At 67.0% G+C, this 16,740-nt stretch carries 12 protein-coding genes; 7 read left to right on the top strand and 5 right to left on the bottom strand.

What is annotated here, in order from left to right:
• Positions 1-1,261 (bottom strand): hypothetical protein (locus WCE05_RS22820; protein ID WP_368816615.1); only part of this gene is annotated, 1,261 nt, incomplete at its 3' end.
• A gap of 49 nt (positions 1,262-1,310) precedes the next feature.
• Entirely contained in the window at positions 1,311-2,804 is a 1,494-nt protein-coding gene (locus WCE05_RS22815; protein ID WP_225790700.1) for an aldehyde dehydrogenase, read from the bottom strand.
• Between the two features lie 446 nt (positions 2,805-3,250).
• On the opposite strand from WCE05_RS22815, the gene peaA reads away from it, so the two are divergent.
• From peaA to WCE05_RS22790, 5 genes are all read left to right on the top strand, one after another.
• Positions 3,251-4,816: a quinohemoprotein amine dehydrogenase subunit alpha gene (gene peaA, locus WCE05_RS22810; RefSeq protein WP_225790699.1), complete on the top strand. Its 1,566-nt coding sequence runs from the start codon at positions 3,251-3,253 to the stop codon at positions 4,814-4,816.
• 53 nt (positions 4,817-4,869) lie between these two features.
• Complete coding sequence (gene peaB / locus WCE05_RS22805; RefSeq protein WP_368816614.1) at positions 4,870-6,300, top strand: quinohemoprotein amine dehydrogenase maturation protein; 1,431 nt, start codon at positions 4,870-4,872, stop codon at positions 6,298-6,300.
• Between the two features lies 1 nt (position 6,301).
• Positions 6,302-6,625, top strand: a complete 324-nt coding sequence (gene qhpC / locus WCE05_RS22800) for a quinohemoprotein amine dehydrogenase subunit gamma (protein ID WP_225790697.1) — start codon at positions 6,302-6,304, stop codon at positions 6,623-6,625.
• A 32-nt stretch (positions 6,626-6,657) separates the two neighbouring features.
• Positions 6,658-7,785: a quinohemoprotein amine dehydrogenase subunit beta gene (gene peaD, locus WCE05_RS22795; protein WP_225790696.1), complete on the top strand. Its 1,128-nt coding sequence runs from the start codon at positions 6,658-6,660 to the stop codon at positions 7,783-7,785.
• A 75-nt stretch (positions 7,786-7,860) separates the two neighbouring features.
• The gene (locus tag WCE05_RS22790) at positions 7,861-9,552 is read left to right on the top strand and encodes a fatty acid CoA ligase family protein (RefSeq protein WP_368816613.1); all 1,692 of its coding nucleotides are present in this window, start codon (positions 7,861-7,863) and stop codon (positions 9,550-9,552) included.
• 58 nt (positions 9,553-9,610) lie between these two features.
• Here WCE05_RS22790 and mobA read toward each other — a convergent pair whose 3' ends face one another.
• From mobA to WCE05_RS22775, 3 genes are read right to left on the bottom strand one after another with little or no spacing between them, the layout of a single operon-like run.
• A complete protein-coding gene (gene mobA, locus WCE05_RS22785; RefSeq protein ID WP_368816612.1) occupies positions 9,611-10,183 on the bottom strand; it encodes a molybdenum cofactor guanylyltransferase MobA in 573 nt (190 codons plus the stop codon).
• A gap of 60 nt (positions 10,184-10,243) precedes the next feature.
• Complete coding sequence (locus WCE05_RS22780; protein WP_368816611.1) at positions 10,244-13,366, bottom strand: multidrug efflux RND transporter permease subunit; 3,123 nt, start codon at positions 13,364-13,366, stop codon at positions 10,244-10,246.
• A gap of 11 nt (positions 13,367-13,377) precedes the next feature.
• Positions 13,378-14,553: an efflux RND transporter periplasmic adaptor subunit gene (locus tag WCE05_RS22775; protein ID WP_368816610.1), complete on the bottom strand. Its 1,176-nt coding sequence runs from the start codon at positions 14,551-14,553 to the stop codon at positions 13,378-13,380.
• Between the two features lie 157 nt (positions 14,554-14,710).
• Here WCE05_RS22775 and WCE05_RS22770 point away from each other — a divergent pair, with 157 nt between their 5' ends.
• Positions 14,711-15,412 carry a response regulator transcription factor gene (locus WCE05_RS22770; protein WP_225790691.1) on the top strand — a complete coding sequence of 234 codons (702 nt, stop codon included), beginning with the start codon at positions 14,711-14,713 and terminating at the stop codon, positions 15,410-15,412.
• 6 nt (positions 15,413-15,418) lie between these two features.
• Complete coding sequence (locus WCE05_RS22765) at positions 15,419-16,717, top strand: ATP-binding protein (RefSeq protein WP_253080099.1); 1,299 nt, start codon at positions 15,419-15,421, stop codon at positions 16,715-16,717.
• The last annotated feature ends 23 nt before the right edge of the window (positions 16,718-16,740 follow it).

Raw genomic sequence — 16,740 nt, 5'->3', positions numbered from 1 at the left:
GCACCCCACCCCTGTCGGCACTGCGCTCCGGCTTGTAGAACCCCACCACCGGGCTGATCAGCAGGTGGTCGTTGACCATCCATTCCAGGTACAGGTCGAGCTCCCGGCCGCCCAGGTTGCCTCGGTCAGTCTCCAGGGTGTCGAAGTCGAAGTACAGCGCACCCAGGGTCACGTTGTCCCGCGGCGTGACCTTGAGCCCCACGTGGTGCACCTGGCTGTTGCTGTTGAACGGCCCGGCGTAGTTGCCTGCCACCTCGCCCTGGAACCAGGTGCCGTAGCCACGGCTCAAGCCATAGAACAGCGGGTCGAAGTCCTCGGAAAAGCGGCTGTAGCGGTAGGTGGCGGTGGGCGACCAGGGCAGTTCGGAGAAGGTCCAGTTGCCCTCCAGGTACCAGGCGTTCTCGCGCCCGCCGCTGCGGTCCTGGGTCACGTATTCGGCTGCCACCTCCAGGTGCTCGACGCCCAGGCTGCCGCGCCCGCGCAGGCTGACGGTGTCCATGCCGTCGCGGTGCTCCAGGCCCATGATCCGGGCATAGCGCTGATCGACATCCAGGCCGCGGATCCAGCTCAGGCCCAGGGTCCCGGCATCGTTCACATGCTCGAGGTTGGCGACCGCCAGGGAGGTGTCGGCCTGGTAGTGGTTGTCCGACTTGAGCCACATCAGGTCGCCGCGCCAGCCCTGGTTGCCGCCCAGGCGCAGCACGGCAGTGCGGTCGAAGGCCTTGCGCCCGGCCAGGTAGTAGGCGCCGCCGCGGTTGAAGTTGGCGCCCAGGTCGACCTTGCCCAGGTTGACCGGGTCGCCCTGGATCAGGAAGCCGTCGCCCAGGGTCACGAGCTGGCGGCCGCCGGAAATATCGACACCGTCCTCGCCCAGGGCCGGGAACAGGTCGCCCGATCGCCAGCCCAGGTAGGCATCCTCCACGGCGGTGCGGCGTTCGTCGCCCAGGCTGAGGCCCGCAGCATCGCCGTCGCCCCAGGTGGCCGAGCTGAGCAGGCTGAAGCCGCCGTACAGGGTGCCGTTGCCCGCCAGCGCCTGGCTGCCGCTCAAGCCGTACTTGACGTAGCCCTCGCGCCAGGCGCTGCTGCCGGGCTGGCGGTTGCCGGCCTGGTCGAAGCTTTCGTCGCTGTGGAACACACCGAACAGGGCTTCGAGGTCGGCGTTGAGGACCGTACCGTCCTGGTTGTAGAGCTCATGGGCGTTGGCCAGTTGCAGGGTCGAGGCCAGCAGGACGGCCAAGGGAAGGGGATGGATTCGAATCATCGGGGATGCTCCATTGTTCTTGTTCTGGTCGCGCGATGGTTGTGTCGAATCAGAGCTTGATCAGCACGGACTTGAGCTCGGTGTAGTGCTCGATCGCCGCCGCGCCCATCTCGCGGCCGACCCCGGAGAGCTTGTAGCCGCCGAACGGCAGGGCCGGGTCCAGGGCGCTGTGGCAGTTGACCCACACCGAACCGGACTTGATGCGGGGGATCATCCGGTGCACCGCGCCCAGGTCGTTGGACCAGATGCTCGCCCCCAGGCCATAGGGGTTGTCGTTGGCGAGCCTGACCACCTCGTCGAGGTCATCGAACGGCATGGCGACCAGCACCGGGCCGAAGATCTCCTCCTGCACCAGGCGATGACGCTGGTCGACATCGACGATCACCGTCGGTTTGACGAAATAGCCCGGGCCGAAACCTTCGCCGCCGCAGGCGATGGTGGCGCCCAGCTCGCGCCCCAGGTCGATGTAGCCGGTGACCCGGTCCTGCTGCTTGGCCGAGATCAACGGGCCCATCTGCACGGTCGGGTCCAGGCCATTGCCGAGCTTCATGCCGTTGGCGATGCCGGCGATGTCGGCGACCACGTTGTCGAAGTGTTTGCGGTGCACGTACAGCCGCGAGCCTGCGCAGCACACCTGGCCCTGGTTGAAGAAGATCGCTGTGGCGGCGCCGGCGGCGGCCTCCTGCAGGTTGGCGTCGGGCATGACGATGGTCGGCGACTTGCCGCCCAGCTCCAGGGTGACCCGGGTCATGTTGTCCATCGCGGCCTTGCCGATCAGCTTGCCGACTTCGGTGGAGCCGGTGAAGGTCAGCTTGTCCACGCCGGGGTGGCGGCTCAGGGCGGCGCCGGCGTTGAGGCCGGTGCCGGTGATCACGTTGAACACCCCGGCCGGGTAGCCGGCTTCGTCGACCAGCTCGGCCAGCTTCAGGGCGGTCAGCGGAGTCTCGTCGGCCGGCTTGAGCACCAGGGTGCAGCCGGTGGCCAGGGCCGGGCCGAGCTTCCAGCAGGCCAGCAGCAGGGGGAAGTTCCAGGCGACGATGGCGCCGACCACGCCCACCGCTTCGCGGCGGACGAAGGCATGGAACTGCTCGTTGGGCATCAGCGGCAGGGAGGGCTCGACCGTGCTGCCTTCGACCTTGGTGGCCCAGCCGGCCATGTAGCGCATGAAATCGATGGCCAGTTGCACGTCCATGGCCTGGGCCACGGCGGCGCTCTTGCCGTTGTTCAGGCATTCCAGCTCGGCCAGCACTTGGGCGTCGCGTTGCATCAGGTCGGCCAGGCGCCACAGCAGGTTCTGCCGTTCGCGGGGGCGCAGGCGGCTCCAGGGCGAGTCGTCGAAGGCCTGGCGAGCCGCCTCGACAGCCCGGTCCACGTCGTCCTGGTCGGCCGCGGGTACCTCGCCGAGGACCGCCCCGCTGGCTGGGTTGCGCAAACTCAAGGTGCGGCCGCTGGCGGCGTCCTGCCAGCCGGCGCCGATGCGCATCTGCAGCTTGCGCTCGAGGAAGGCGCGGGTGGCGGGGAGGATGGGCAGTTCGGAAAGCATGATGCGATGCCTCTTGTCATTGGGTGTGACGAGCAAGTGCGCAATGGCCGTGCCAATGCCGCCGATGGTGGGCAATGGCTTGAGTGGCAAGGGTTTTCTCCTGGCGCGGGGGAGAAGGGCGGGGACTATGCTGTTGCACATTGAGACACGTTGAGACGGGGGTGAAACAGTGACTGAGCGGTGCCTGTATTCGCGGGCAAGCCCGCTCCCACAGGGTTTGCGGTGCGCTTTGGCGCGGCCCCTGTCTCACACTGAAACAGCCTGTCGCGAAATGGGACGTTCCGACTCGCGGGCGGCTGCCGGGAATTGCCCGGCGAAATCGTCCAACCCTTTGAAGCGAAAGCTTTTTACCAGTACTGGCACAGTTCCTGTATCAGCATCGTCACATGCACCTGCGGTATCAGAGCGTGCGAAAACGATAAGAACAACACCGTGGAGGTCTGACCTTGAAGACGACTCGACTCCGGCGGCAAGCGGGCAAACTGGCGCTGGTCGCCGCCGCACTGCTGAGCACCCAGGCCATGGCGGCCGAGCAGGGCCCGAGCTTGTTGCAATCCAAGTGCATGGGGTGCCATATCCCCGAAGGCAACGACAGCTACAGCCGCATCAGCCACCAGCGCAAGACCCCGGAAGGCTGGCTGATGAGCATCGCGCGCATGCAGGTGATGCATGGCGTGCAGATCAGCGACGAAGAGCGCCGCACCCTGGTCAAGTACCTGGCCGACAAGCAGGGCCTGGCGCCCCGCGAGACCGACGGTGTGCGCTATGCCATGGAGCGCCGGCTCAACACCGTCGAGCACTTCGACGACCGCTTCAGCCAGATGTGCGGACGCTGCCACTCCGGCGCCCGGGTCGCCTTGCAGCGGCGTCCGGCCAAGGAATGGGAACACCTGGTCAACTTCCACCTCGGCCAGTGGCCGTCCCTCGAATACCAGGCCCAGGCGCGCGACCGCGACTGGCTGGGCATCGCCCTCAAGGAGATGGTGCCGGACCTGGCCAAGCGCTTCCCGCTCGATGACCCCGCCTGGGCCGAATGGCAGAAGGCCAAGCCCAAGGCCGAGGCACTGCCCGGGCAGTGGGCGTTCAGCGGCCACATGCTCGCCAAGGGCGATGTGCGTGGCGTGATGACCGTCACCGCCGATGCCGGCGATACCTTCAAGGTCGAGGTCAAGGGCCGCTATGCCGACGGCACGCCGTTCAATGGCAGCGGTTCGGCGATCCTCTACAACGGCTACGAGTGGCGCGGCAACGTGAAGGTCGGCGATGCCAACCTGCGCCAGGTCTTCGCCGCCCTCGACGGCGAGATGAAGGGCCGTATGTTCGAGGCCGAGCACGACGAGCGCGGCCTGGATTTCAGCGCGGTGAAAGCGGGCAAGGCACGCCTGCTGGCCGTGCAGCCGGCGTTCATCAAGGCCGGTGGCGAAAGCGAGATCACCCTGGTCGGCAGTGGCCTGTCGGGCAAGCCGGTGCTCGGTGCCGGTGTCGAGGTGATCGAAGTGCTGGAGTCGACCCCGACCCTGGTGCGGGTCAAGGCCCGTGCGGCCGCCAACGCCGCGCCCGGCCTGCGCGAAGTCGCCGTGGGCGCGCTCAAGGGCGTGAACCTGGCGGTGTACGACAAGGTCGAGGAAGTCAAGGTGGTGCCGGCGTTCTCCATCGCCCGTATCGGCGAGAACGGTGGCTCCACGCCCAAGGTCCAGGGCCGCTTCGAGGCCGAGGCCTGGGGCAAGGATGCCAACGGCCAGCCGCTGCGCATCGGCTACCTGCCGGCCAAGTGGAAGGTCGAGCCGTTCAACGAGCGGGCGGCCGAGGACGAGGATGTGAAGTTCGCAGGGACCATGCAGGCCGACGGCGTCTTCATGCCAGCCGGCGCCGGCCCCAACCCTGAGCGCAAGATGATGACCAACAACGCCGGCAACCTGAAGGTCATCGCCGAACTCGAGGACGGCGGGCAGAAGGGCGAAGGCCACATGATCGTCACCGTACAGCGCTGGAACAACCCGCCCTTGCCATAAGGGCCGCTTGTCGCGCACGCCACCAGAACGGGCTGAAACATCGAGAGGTCGCCATGGGCGCACTATTGAACCTGGTCGAGCGCAACCTGCACGAAGTGCAGGTGGATGCCGACCGCATGCTCTTCCACATCCCCAGCAGCTCGCTGTTCGCCGCCGACGCGGTGACCGGCGGGATCATCGACACCCTACGCCAGCAAGGCTGCCGCGCCGAGGACCTGGTGCAGCGCCTGGGCCGGCGTTTCGCCGACCAGGAGATCCAGGAGACCCTGCGCGAGCTGATCGCCCTGGAACTGGTCAGCGACGGCTCGCCGCTGACCCCTGAAATCGCGCTCAGGCAGGTCGAGCGCACCGCGCTGAACACCGTGGTGCTCAACGTCAACACCGGTTGCAACCTCAGTTGCACCTACTGTTACAAGGAGGACCTCGACAAACCCTCCGCCGGCAAGAAGATGAGCACCGCCACCGCCGAGGCCTCGGTGGAGATGCTGCTCAAGGAGTCGCCGGACGAAGAGCGCTACAGCGTGGTGTTCTTCGGCGGCGAGCCGCTGTCCAACCGGGCGCTGATCGAGCACATGGTCGCGTACTGCGAGCGGCGCTTCGCCGAGGCGGGCAAGCAGGTGGAGTTCATCATGACCACCAACGCCACGCTGCTCACCGAAGAGATCGTCGATTGGCTCGATGCCCATCGTTTCGGCCTGTCGGTGAGCATCGACGGGCCGAAGACCGTGCACGACCGCAACCGCATCACCGTGGGCGGGCAGGGCACCTACGACGTGGTACGGCGCAAGGCCGACATGCTGCTGTCGCGTTACCGCAGCCGGCCGGTCGGCGCCCGGGTCACCCTGACCCGTGGCATCACCGATGTGGAAACCATCTGGAACCACCTGTTCAACGAGCTGGGGTTCGCCGAGGTGGGCTTCGCCCCGGTCACCTCCGGCGACATGGCCGCCTTCAACTTGACCAGCGAGGAACTGGTGCAGGTCTTCGCCAACATGAAGGCCCTGGGCCGGCGCTACCTGGAGGCGGCGCTGGAGCACCGCAACATCGGCTTCTCCAACCTGCACCAGCTGATCACCGACATCCACGAAGGGCACAAGAAGGCCCTGCCATGCGGCGCCGGGCTGAAGATGCTGGCGGTCGACCATGAGGGCGAGCTGAACCTGTGCCACCGCTTCACCGGTTCCAGCCTGCCGACCTTCGGCAACGTGCACCAGGGCGTGCAGCAGGTGCAGCTCAACGACTTCCTGTCCCAGCGCCTGGACCGCAGTGGCACCGGCTGCGACAGCTGCCGCATCCGCAACCTGTGTTCGGGGGGCTGCTACCACGAAAGCTACGCCCGCTACGGCGATCCCCAGCATCCGACCTACCACTACTGCGAACTGATGCGCGACTGGGTCGACTTCGGCATCGAGGTCTACAGCCGCATCATGGCCGCCAACCCGGCCTTCATCGATCGCTACATCACTCCGCGGAAGGCGCACTGACATGAAGCACTTGAAGCCCCTGAACAACAAGGCTCGCATCCTCGAACAGGCCGCCGCCGAAGACCGCGTGGAAGAGGTCATGGCCATGAGCGCGGTGGCCGGTTGCACCGCCACCACCGACCCGGGCTGGGAAGTGGACGCCTTCGGTGGCGTCACCTCCCTGTGCCAGCCGATGGAGGCCGACCTGTACGGCTGCTCCGACCCTTGCTGGTGGCCGGCCCAGGTGCCGGACATGATGAGTACTTACCAGGACTGGAACGCCCAGGCGAGCAACTCGCAGGACGACTGGCGCAACCTCGGCACCGTGTTCCCGAAAGACAAGTGATCGGCCCGACAAGAACGACAAGGGGAAACCGCATGAAACCTGGATTCTGCGCGCAGCTCGCGCTCACCGTCGCCGCCTGTGCTGGCGCCTGGACGGCGCAAGCTGGCGAAAGCGCCACCGGCCCGGCGCTCAAGCCTGGCCACGAATACCTGATCGTCACCAACTACCCGAACAATCTGCACGTGGTCGACGTGGCCAGCGACACGGTCTACAAGTCGTGTCGCATGCCGGATGCGTTCGGCCCGGGCACCGCGATGATGGCGCCGGACAACCGCACCGCCTACGTGCTCAACAACCACTATGCCGACCTCTACGGCATCGACCTGGATACCTGCCAGGCCACCTTCCACGCCAACCTCTCCAGCGTTCCCGGCGAGGTCGCCCGGTCGATGTACTCGTTCGCCATCAGCCCCGATGGCAAGGAGATCTACGCCACCGTCAACCCGACCCAGCGCCTGAACGACCACTACGTGGTCAAGCCGCCACGGCTGGAGGTGTTCAATACCGGCGATGGCCTGAACGCCAAGCCGGTGCGCAGTTTCCCGATGCCGCGTCAGGTCTACCTGATGCGCGCGGGCGACGACGGCAGCCTGTACGTCGCCGGGCCCGACATCTACAAGATGGATGTCAAGACCGGCAAGTACGAGGTGGCCTTGCCCCTGCGCAACTGGAACCGCCCCGGCTACAGCGCGCCGGACGTGCTGTATTTCTGGCCGCACCAGAGCGCCCGGCATGAGTTCTCCATGCTCTATACCATCGCCAAGTTCACCGACGAGAAGCAGGACCCGGACACCGCCGAACTGCTCTATGGCTACCTGAGCATCGACCTGAAGACCGGCAAGAGCCATACCCAGGAGTTCGCCGACCTCACCGAACTGTACTTCACCGGCTTGCGCTCGCCGAAGGATCCGAACCAGATGTACGGTGTGCTCAATCGCCTGGCGCGCTATGACATCGAGCAACGCAAGCTGATCAAGGCGGCCAATCTGGACCACACTTACTATTGCGTGGCCTTCGACCGGGCCGGCGACAAGCTGTACCTGGGCGGCACCTTCAACGACCTGGCGGTGTTCGACCCCGATACCCTGGAGAAGGTGACGAACATCAAGCTGCCGGGGGGCGACATGTCCACCAGTACGCCGCAGGTGTTCGTCAGGTAATTAGGTGCCGGTTTTTCGCGACGAGCCGTCGCGAAAAACCGGTGAAGCCGCCACAAGAACAACAAGAGAGCGCCCATGACCCAGCCAAGCTATACCCACGGCAATCCAGACAAGGCCTTGCTCAGCCAATGCATCGGTGACGCCTTCGACGCCACCGTCGCACGTTTCCCCGAGCGTGAGGCCCTGGTGGTGCGCCACCAGGGCTTGCGCTACACCTGGCAGGCACTGGCCGAGGCCGTCGACCAGCACGCCCGGGCGCTGATGGCCCTGGGCGTGCAGCCGGGCGACCGGCTGGGGATCTGGGCCCCGAACTGCGCCCAGTGGTGCATCACCCAGTTCGCCAGCGCCAAGGTCGGGGCGATCCTGGTCAACATCAACCCAGCCTACCGCGTCAGCGAGCTGGACTATGCCCTGGGCCAGTCGGGCTGCCGCTGGGTGATCTGCGCCGATGCCTTCAAGACCTGCGACTACCACGCCATGCTGCTGGGCCTGGTACCGGGCCTTGCCGCCGGCCAGCCTGGTGCGCTGGCTTGCGAGCGCTTCCCCGAGCTGCGCGGTGTCGTCAGCCTGGCCAGTGCACCGCCGGCCGGGTTCCTCGCCTGGCCCGAGCTGCAGGCGCTGGCCACGCAGGTGAGCGCCGAGGCCCTGGCCGAACGCCAGGGGCAGTTGCACTGGGACGACCCGATCAACATCCAGTACACCTCCGGCACCACGGGTTTCCCCAAGGGGGCGACCCTAAGCCACTACAACATCCTCAACAACGGCTACATGGTCGGCGAGAGCCTGGGGCTGACCGAGCATGACCGCCTGGTGGTCCCGGTGCCGCTGTACCACTGCTTTGGCATGGTCATGGCCAACCTGGGCTGCCTCACCCATGGCAGCACCCTGATCTACCCCAGCGACGCCTTCGACCCGCTGGCCACCCTGCGCGCGGTGGCCGAGGAGCGGGCCACGGCGTTGTATGGCGTGCCGACCATGTTCATCGCCGAGCTGGATCACCCGCAACGCGGCAAGTTCGACCTGTCCAGCCTGCGCACCGGGATCATGGCCGGCGCCACCTGCCCGATCGAGGTGATGCGCCGGGTGATCGACGAGATGCACATGGCCCAGGTGCAGATCGCCTACGGCATGACCGAGACCAGCCCGGTATCGCTGCAGACCGGCCCGGACGATGACCTGGAAGTGCGCGTGACCACGGTCGGGCGTACCCAGCCCCGGCTGGAGAGCAAGATCATCGACGCCGACGGCCACACCGTGCCACGCGGCCAGATCGGCGAGCTGTGCACCCGTGGCTACAGCGTGATGCTCGGCTACTGGAACAACCCCAAGGCTACTGCCGAAAGCATCGACGTCGACGGCTGGATGCACACCGGGGACTTGGCGGTGATGGACGAGCAGGGCCATGTGCGTATCGTCGGGCGCAGCAAGGACATGATCATCCGCGGAGGGGAGAACATCTACCCGCGCGAGCTGGAGGAATTCTTCTTCACCCACCCAGCGGTGGCCGACGTGCAGGTGATTGGTATTCCGTGCAGTCGCTACGGGGAGGAGATCGTTGCCTGGGTCCGCTTCCATCCTGGACATTCGGCCACCGAGGACGAGTTGCGCGAATGGGCAAGGGCGCGGATCGCGCATTTCAAGGTACCGCGTTATTTCCGTTTCGTGGACGAGTTCCCGATGACGGTGACGGGCAAGGTGCAGAAGTTCAGGATGCGTGAGATCAGTATCGAGGAATTGGGTGGTGCGCCAGGCATGGCGCAGCGCTGAAGCATCTGGCTGGAAGCGGGCTTGCCCGCGAATCTGGATGCGGCAACGGTTCGCCCTGTCAGCGCAACCACTCCGGGCTGTTGAAATTGCTCAACCGCCCATCCTCCTGCGCACACTCCAGCCCTTGTATCGGCGCCTGCAGCAGGGCTTTCTGCAAACTCCGCTCACCCGCCCGCCAGGCCTGCTCCAGCAGGGGCAGCAACCGCCTCGGTATCACACTGAACATCGGCTGCCAATAACCTCCCTGACGCACCATGGCCGCACTGTCATGCTCGACCGCTAGCCGCAGCAGACCCTCGATCAACGCGTCGTCCACCTGAGGGGCATCACAGGCCAGCACCACCACCCACTCATGCCGCGCCACCGCAAGCCCAGCGATCACCCCGGCCAACGGCCCGGGGAAGTCCGGATCGGCATCGCCCACCAACTGGTCGGCATAGGCAGCGTAGGCCTGCTGGTTACGGTTGCAGGAAATGATCAAGTCGTCGCTCAGTGGCCGTACCACCCGCTGCACATGGGCCACCAGTGGCTCGCCGTGCCAGGGCACCAGGCCCTTGTCGCGGCCGCCCATGCGCTGGCCGCGGCCGCCAGCGAGGATCAGGATGGAGCAGGGAGGCAGGGCAACTGACATGAAAAGGGTTCCAGGCAATTAAGATCTGGAACCCTCCCATGTCATCTGGCGCTTGTCCAGTCAGCTTTCGCTGGCCGTTGCCGCGTTCCCGCGCTCCCGCCGATACCCGGCCACACGCATCACCACCACGAAGAACACCGGTACGAACACCACCGCCAGGGTGGCGCTGAGCATGCCGCCGATCACCCCTGTGCCGATCGCCTGCTGGCTGGCCGAGCTGGCGCCGCTGGCGATGGCCAGGGGCACCACGCCGAGGATGAAGGCCAGCGAGGTCATGACGATCGGCCGTAGGCGCAGGCGTGCGGCCCGTATCGCGGCGTCGCGTGGATCATGCCCCTGGTCGACCAGGTGCTTGGCGAACTCGATGATCAGGATGGCGTTCTTCGCCGACAGGCCGATCAAGGTGATCAGGCCGACCTTGAAGAACACGTCGTTGGGCAGGCCGCGCAGGGTCACCGCCAGCACTGCGCCGAGCATGCCCAGCGGTACCACCAGCAGCACCGCGGTCGGGATCGACCAGCTTTCGTACAGCGCCGCCAGGCACAGGAACACCACCAGCAGCGACAGCGCCATCAGCAAGGGCGCCTGGCTGCCCGACAGGCGTTCCTGCAACGACAGGCCGGTCCACTCCAGGCCAGCGCCTGCCGGTAGCTGCGCCACCAGGCGCTCGACCTCGGCCATGGCTTCGCCGGAGCTGTAGCCGGGCGCCGGCTCGCCGGAGATCGACACCGCTGGGTAGCCGTTGTAGCGGGTCAGTTGCACCGGGCCGCTGACCCAGCGGGTCTGGACGAAGGCACCCAGCGGGACCATCTTGCCGCTGCTGTTGCGCACGTGGATCTGCAGCAGGTCCTCGACCTGGCTGCGCTGGTCACCCTCGGCCTGCACCACCACCCGCTGCATGCGCCCCTGGTTGGGGAAGTCGTTGACGTAGCGGGAACCGACGGCAGTATCCAGCACCGCGCCGATATCGGCGAACGACACGCCCAGGGCGTTGGCCTGGCGCCGGTCGACCTCAAGCTGCACCTGCGGGCTCTCGGCCAGGGAGGCTTCGCGCACGTTGACCAGCACCTTGCTCTTGCGCGCATTGGCCAGCAGTGCGTCACGGGCCGCCATCAGCCCCGCATGGCCCAGGCCGCCCCGGTCCTGCAGGCGGAATTCGAAGCCGGTCGATTCGCCCAGGCCATCCACCGGTGGCGGCAGCACGGAGTAGGCCACGGCATCCCTGAACTGGCTGAAGGCCGTGGTGGCGCGCTCGGCGATCGCCTGGGCGCTGTCGCCCGCGCCGCGCTCGGACCAGTCCTTGAGCGTGGTGAAGGCCAGCGCCGCGTTCTGCCCGCTGCCGGAGAAACTGAACCCCAGGATCAGGGTCGTGTTGCCCACCCCAGGCTCCTCGGCGTTGTGCGCCTCGATCTGCGCGGCCACCTGCTCGGTCCGTACCCGGCTGGCACCAGGCGGCAACTGGATATCGGTGATGGTATAGCCCTGGTCCTCGGTGGGCAGGAAGGCCGTCGGCAACTGGCTGAAGCCATAGCCGAGCGCTGCCAGCAGCACGCCGTACACCAGCAGGTAGCGTCCGCTGCGCGCCAGGGCATGGGCCACCCAGCGCTGGTAGCCGTTGCTCATGCCCTCGAAGCGCCGGTTGAACCAGCCGAAGAAGCCCTTGCGCGTGTGGTACTCGCCCTTGGCCAGCGGCTTGAGCAAGGTGGCGCACAGGGCCGGGGTCAGGCTCAGGGCGAGGAACGCCGAGAACAGGATCGACACTGCCATGGACAGGGAGAACTGCTGGTAGATCACCCCCACCGAACCCTTCATGAAGGCCATCGGCAGGAATACCGCCACCAGCACCAGGGTGATGCCGACGATGGCCCCGCTGATCTGGCCCATGGCCTTGCGTGTGGCCTCCTTCGGCGGCAGGCCTTCCTCGGCCATGATCCGCTCGACGTTCTCCACCACCACGATGGCATCGTCCACCAGGATGCCGATGGCCAGGACCATGCCGAACAGGGTCAGCACGTTGACCGAGAAGCCCATGGCCAGCATCACCGCGAAGGTGCCCATCAGGGCCACTGGCACTACCAGCGTGGGGATCAGGGTATAGCGGATGTTCTGCAGGAACAGGAACATCACCGCGAACACCAGCAGCATGGCCTCGAACAGGGTGCTGATCACCTGCTGGATCGACACCTTGACGAAGGGCGAGGTGTCGTAGGGGATGTCATGGCGGACACCGTCCGGGAAGTAGCGCGACAGCTGCGCCATCTTCTCGCGCACCAGGGTCGCGGTCTCCAGGGCGTTGGCACCCGGCGCCAGCTGCACGCTGAAGGCGCTGGACGGCTTGCCGTTCAGGCGGGTGCCGTACTGGTACTCCTGGGCGCCGATCTCCACCCGGGCGACGTCGCCGAGGGTCACGGTGGCGCCATCGGGGTTGGCGCGCAGGACGATGGCGGCGAATTGCTCGGGGCTGCTCAACTGCCCCGTGACCACCACGTTGGCCGTGATTTCCTGGCTGGCCCGGCCGGGCAGGTCGCCGATGCTGCCCGGCGCCACCAGGGCGTTCTGCGCGGCGATGGCGTCGACGACGTCGTCGGGCGTGAGGTTGAAACCGACCAGCCTGCGCGGGTCGATCCACACCCGCATGGCGCGTTCCGCACCATACAACTGGGCCTTGCCCACCCCCTTGAGGCGACGGATCTCGTCCATCACGTTGCGTGCCAGGATGTCGGACAGCGCGGTTTCGTCCAGGCTGCCGTCCTCGGAGGTGAGGGTGCCCAGCAGCAGGAAGCCGGTGGACACCTTCTCCACCTGCAGGCCCTGCTGGGTCACGGCGCGGGGCAGGCGCGACTCGACCACCTTGAGACGGTTCTGCACGTCCACCTGGGCCAGGTCGGGGTGGGTGCCCGGTGCGAAGGTGGCGGTGATGGTGGCGCTGCCCAGGCTGCTCTGGGACTCGAAGTACAGCAGGTTGTCGGCGCCATTGAGCTCCTGCTCGATCAGGCTGACCACGCTCTCGTCCAGGGTCGACGCCGAGGCGCCGGGATAGACGGCGTAGATCTCCACTTGCGGTGGCGCCACGTTGGGGTACTGGGCCACTGGCAACTGGGGCATGGCCAGGCCACCGGCGAGCAGGATGAACAGGGCGACCACCCAGGCGAACACCGGGCGGTCGATGAAGAACTGCGGCATGGGTCAGGCCCTCACTGGCCGTTGTGCTGGACGATGGGGAGCGCATCGCCGGTGGCGTCGACCTGCACCTGGTCGCCGACCTTGACGTGCTGCAGGCCTTCGATCACCACGCGCTCGCCAGGGGCCAGGCCCTCGCTGACGATCCAGCGATCGCCCTGGGCGCTGCCCAGCAGCACCTGGCGTTCGCCGATGCGCGCCTGGCGATCGACCACCAGCACCTTGGGCACCCCGGCGCTGTCGCGCAGGATGGCGCGCTGCGGCACGCTGATGCCCTTGGGCTGCACGGCCTGCTCCAGGCGCACGCGCACGTAGCTGCCGGGCAGCAGGTCGAGGTCGGGGTTGGGGAACTCGCTGCGCAGGGTGATCTGGTGGGTGCTCGGGTCGACGCTGATGTCGGAGAACAGCAGCGTGCCCGGCAGCGGGTAGGCGCTGCCGTCGTCCTGGACCAGGGTCGCCCGTGCCTGGCCCTGGCCGACCTGCTCCAGCTCGCCGGCGCGCATCGCCCGGCGCAGGGCGTTGAGCTCGCGGGTCGACTGGCTGACGTCGGCGTGGATCGGGTCCAGTTGCTGGATGACCGCCAGCGGCGTGCTGCCGTCCTGGCCGACCAGCGCGCCCTCGGTGACCAGGGCCCGGCCGATGCGCCCGGAGATCGGTGCGGTGACCGTCGCGTAGCCCAGGTTCAGGCGGGCCCGCTCCAGGGCGGCCTTGGCCTGGGCTACCTCGGCGTCGGCCTGGAGGAAGGCGGCACGGGCGTTGTCGTACTCCTGGCGGCTGACCGCCTTGTCGTCGACCAGCGATCGGTAGCGCTGCTCGGTGAGGCGTGCCTGGTACCGGTTGGCCTCGGCCTTGGCCAGGGTGGCACGGGCGCTGTCATGGTCGGCCTTGAACGATGCCGGATCGATCCGGAACAGTACGTCGCCCTGCTTGACGTCGCTGCCTTCGCGGTACACCCGCTCGAGCACCACGCCGGCCACCCGTGCGCGCACCTCGGCGGTACGCGGCGCGAGGAGGCGACCGCTGAGCTCGGTGCTGATGGCCAGCGGCTGGAGCTGTACGGTTTCGACGCGCACGTGCGGCATGGGCGCCGGTGCGTCCTGTTCGGCGGTGTCGTCGCAGGCGGCCAGGAGCAGCGCCAGCAGTGCCGCAAGCGCCACGGGGCGCAGGCGAGGGGGATGGTAGGTAGGCATGCGGATCTTCCGTTGATGAGCGTGCGTATGCTACGGCAGCCGTTCCCTTGGCGCCTGTGAAGACCTGTAGGACGAGTGTGAAAAAGTGTGAAGGAGAGTCCTGCCCGTGCGTAGGATTCTATATCCTGCCTGTCTTTTCCGTTCTGTCAAACCGCTTATGCCGAACATCCTCCTGGTCGAAGACGACAGCGCCCTGTCCGAGCTGATCGCCAGTTACCTGCAACGCAACGACTTCCACGTCCAGGTCATCGCCCGTGGCGATCACGTCCTGGACGAAGTCCGCCGGCAGAAGCCGGATCTGGTGGTGCTCGACCTGATGCTGCCGGGCCTGGACGGCCTGCAGGTGTGCCGCCTGCTGCGCCAGGTGTCGCAGAGCCTGCCGATCCTCATGCTGACCGCTCGCGACGACAGCCACGACCAGGTGCTGGGCCTGGAGATGGGCGCCGACGACTACGTCACCAAACCCTGCGAGCCGCGTGTGCTGCTGGCCCGGGTGCGCACCTTGCTGCGCCGCAGCAGCGTCAACGAGCCGCGCCTGGACAGCGACCTGATCCAGGTCGGCGGGCTGCGCATCGACCTGGCCGAGCGCAGCGTCACCTGGCGCGGCGAAGAGGTGGAGCTGTCCAGCGGCGAATACAACCTGCTGGTGGTGCTGGCGCGCAACGCCGGCGAGGTGCTCAGCCGCGACCGGATTCTCCAGCAACTGCGCGGCATCGAGTTCAACGGCACCGACCGTTCGGTGGACGTGGCCATTTCCAAGCTGCGCCGCAAGTTCGACGACAACGCCGGCGAGGCGCGCAAGATCAAGACCGTGTGGGGCAAGGGCTACTTGTTCAGCCGGGTCGAGTGGGAGTACTGACGCGCCATGCTGAAGATCCTGGTGCGCCTGTACCTGGTGATCATCGTCGCCTATGCCGGTGCCTTGCTGTTGATCCCCGATGCCATCGTCGGCGCCTTCCACGAGCGCTTCATGGCCTACAACCTGGAGCAGGCCAAGGGCGTGCAGTCGCTGATCGTGCGGCAGTTCCACCAGGCGCCGCGCGAGCAGTGGCCCTCGGTGGCGCAGGACCTGGCGTCGGCCTTCGCGCCGTTGCAGGTCGAGCTGCTGCGCATGGACCAGGCCGAGTTGGGCACGGCGGAGCTGGCACGCCTGCAGCATGGCCTGCACGCGGTGCGCATCGGCGACTGGGGCTACTACGAAACGGTGCTGGCACCTTTGGACAAGGACTGGCTGGTGCGCCTGCACTCGCCCCCGGACCCGCTGGACATCGACGTGCTGTCCTGGGGCGTCACCGTGCTGATCGGGGCGGCGATGCTCGGCTGCCTGCTGCTCTGGGTATGGCCGCACTGGCGCGACCTGGAACGGCTCAAGGAAACCGCCCGGCGCCTGGGGCAGGGGCAGATGTCGGAGCGCACGCACATCTCGCCGCACTCGAACATCGGCGAACTGGCCGGGGTGTTCGACACCATGGCCAGCGAGCTTGAGCGTCACGTCAACCAGCAGCGCGAGTTGCTCAATGCGGTGTCCCACGAGCTGCGCACGCCGCTGACGCGCCTGGACTTCGGCCTGGTGTTGTTGTTCGACGAGGTGCCGCCAGCCAGTCGCAAGCGCCTGCTGGAACTGGTGGGGCATGTGCGCGAACTGGATGAGCTGGTGCTCGAACTGCTGTCGTACAGCCGCCTGCAGAATGCCGACCAGGCGCGGGAGCGGGTCGAGGTCTCGTTGCTGGAGCTGGTCGACAGCGTGCTCGGTGGTTTCGCTGAGGAGCTCGATGGGCGGGGTATCCAGTGGGAGGTTCGCGCCGAGGGCACCCTGCCGCGCTTCGTGCTCGACCCACGGCTGACCGCCCGGGCGGTGCAGAACCTGGTGCGCAACGCCTTGCGTTATTGCGACGAGAGCCTGCTGCTGCGCTTGCGCCTGGAGGAGGACGGCGCTTGCCTGCTGACCGTGGAGGACGACGGTATCGGCATCCCGCCCGAGGAGCGCGAGCGGATCTTCCAGCCGTTCTACCGCCTGGATCGCAGCCGCGACCGCAGTACCGGTGGCTTCGGGCTGGGCCTGGCGATCAGCCGGCGAGCCATCGAAGGGCAGGGGGGGAGCCTGACCGTGGCGCAGTCGGCGCTGGGCGGGGCGCAGTTCAGGATTCGCCTGCCTGCCGGGTAGCGGGGCGCCGGTGTGTTCTTGTG

It is taken from the genome of Pseudomonas sp. I2, from assembly GCF_040984075.1.
GTDB classification, from domain to species: domain Bacteria; phylum Pseudomonadota; class Gammaproteobacteria; order Pseudomonadales; family Pseudomonadaceae; genus Aquipseudomonas; species Aquipseudomonas guariconensis_B.
Note: the sequence above shows the minus strand (reverse complement) of the source record. Positions and strands in the feature narration are given on the sequence as shown.

Coding starts and splice junctions, on each gene's coding strand:
- WCE05_RS22780 (WP_368816611.1), bottom strand. CDS start 13,366: ATGCCGCAGTTCTTCATCGACCGCCCGGTGTTCGCCTGGGTGGTCGCC.
- peaB (WP_368816614.1), top strand. CDS start 4,870: ATGGGCGCACTATTGAACCTGGTCGAGCGCAACCTGCACGAAGTGCAG.
- WCE05_RS22815 (WP_225790700.1), bottom strand. CDS start 2,804: ATGCTTTCCGAACTGCCCATCCTCCCCGCCACCCGCGCCTTCCTCGAG.
- WCE05_RS22770 (WP_225790691.1), top strand. CDS start 14,711: ATGCCGAACATCCTCCTGGTCGAAGACGACAGCGCCCTGTCCGAGCTG.
- WCE05_RS22790 (WP_368816613.1), top strand. CDS start 7,861: ATGACCCAGCCAAGCTATACCCACGGCAATCCAGACAAGGCCTTGCTC.
- peaD (WP_225790696.1), top strand. CDS start 6,658: ATGAAACCTGGATTCTGCGCGCAGCTCGCGCTCACCGTCGCCGCCTGT.
- qhpC (WP_225790697.1), top strand. CDS start 6,302: ATGAAGCACTTGAAGCCCCTGAACAACAAGGCTCGCATCCTCGAACAG.
- mobA (WP_368816612.1), bottom strand. CDS start 10,183: ATGTCAGTTGCCCTGCCTCCCTGCTCCATCCTGATCCTCGCTGGCGGC.
- WCE05_RS22775 (WP_368816610.1), bottom strand. CDS start 14,553: ATGCCTACCTACCATCCCCCTCGCCTGCGCCCCGTGGCGCTTGCGGCA.
- WCE05_RS22765 (WP_253080099.1), top strand. CDS start 15,419: ATGCTGAAGATCCTGGTGCGCCTGTACCTGGTGATCATCGTCGCCTAT.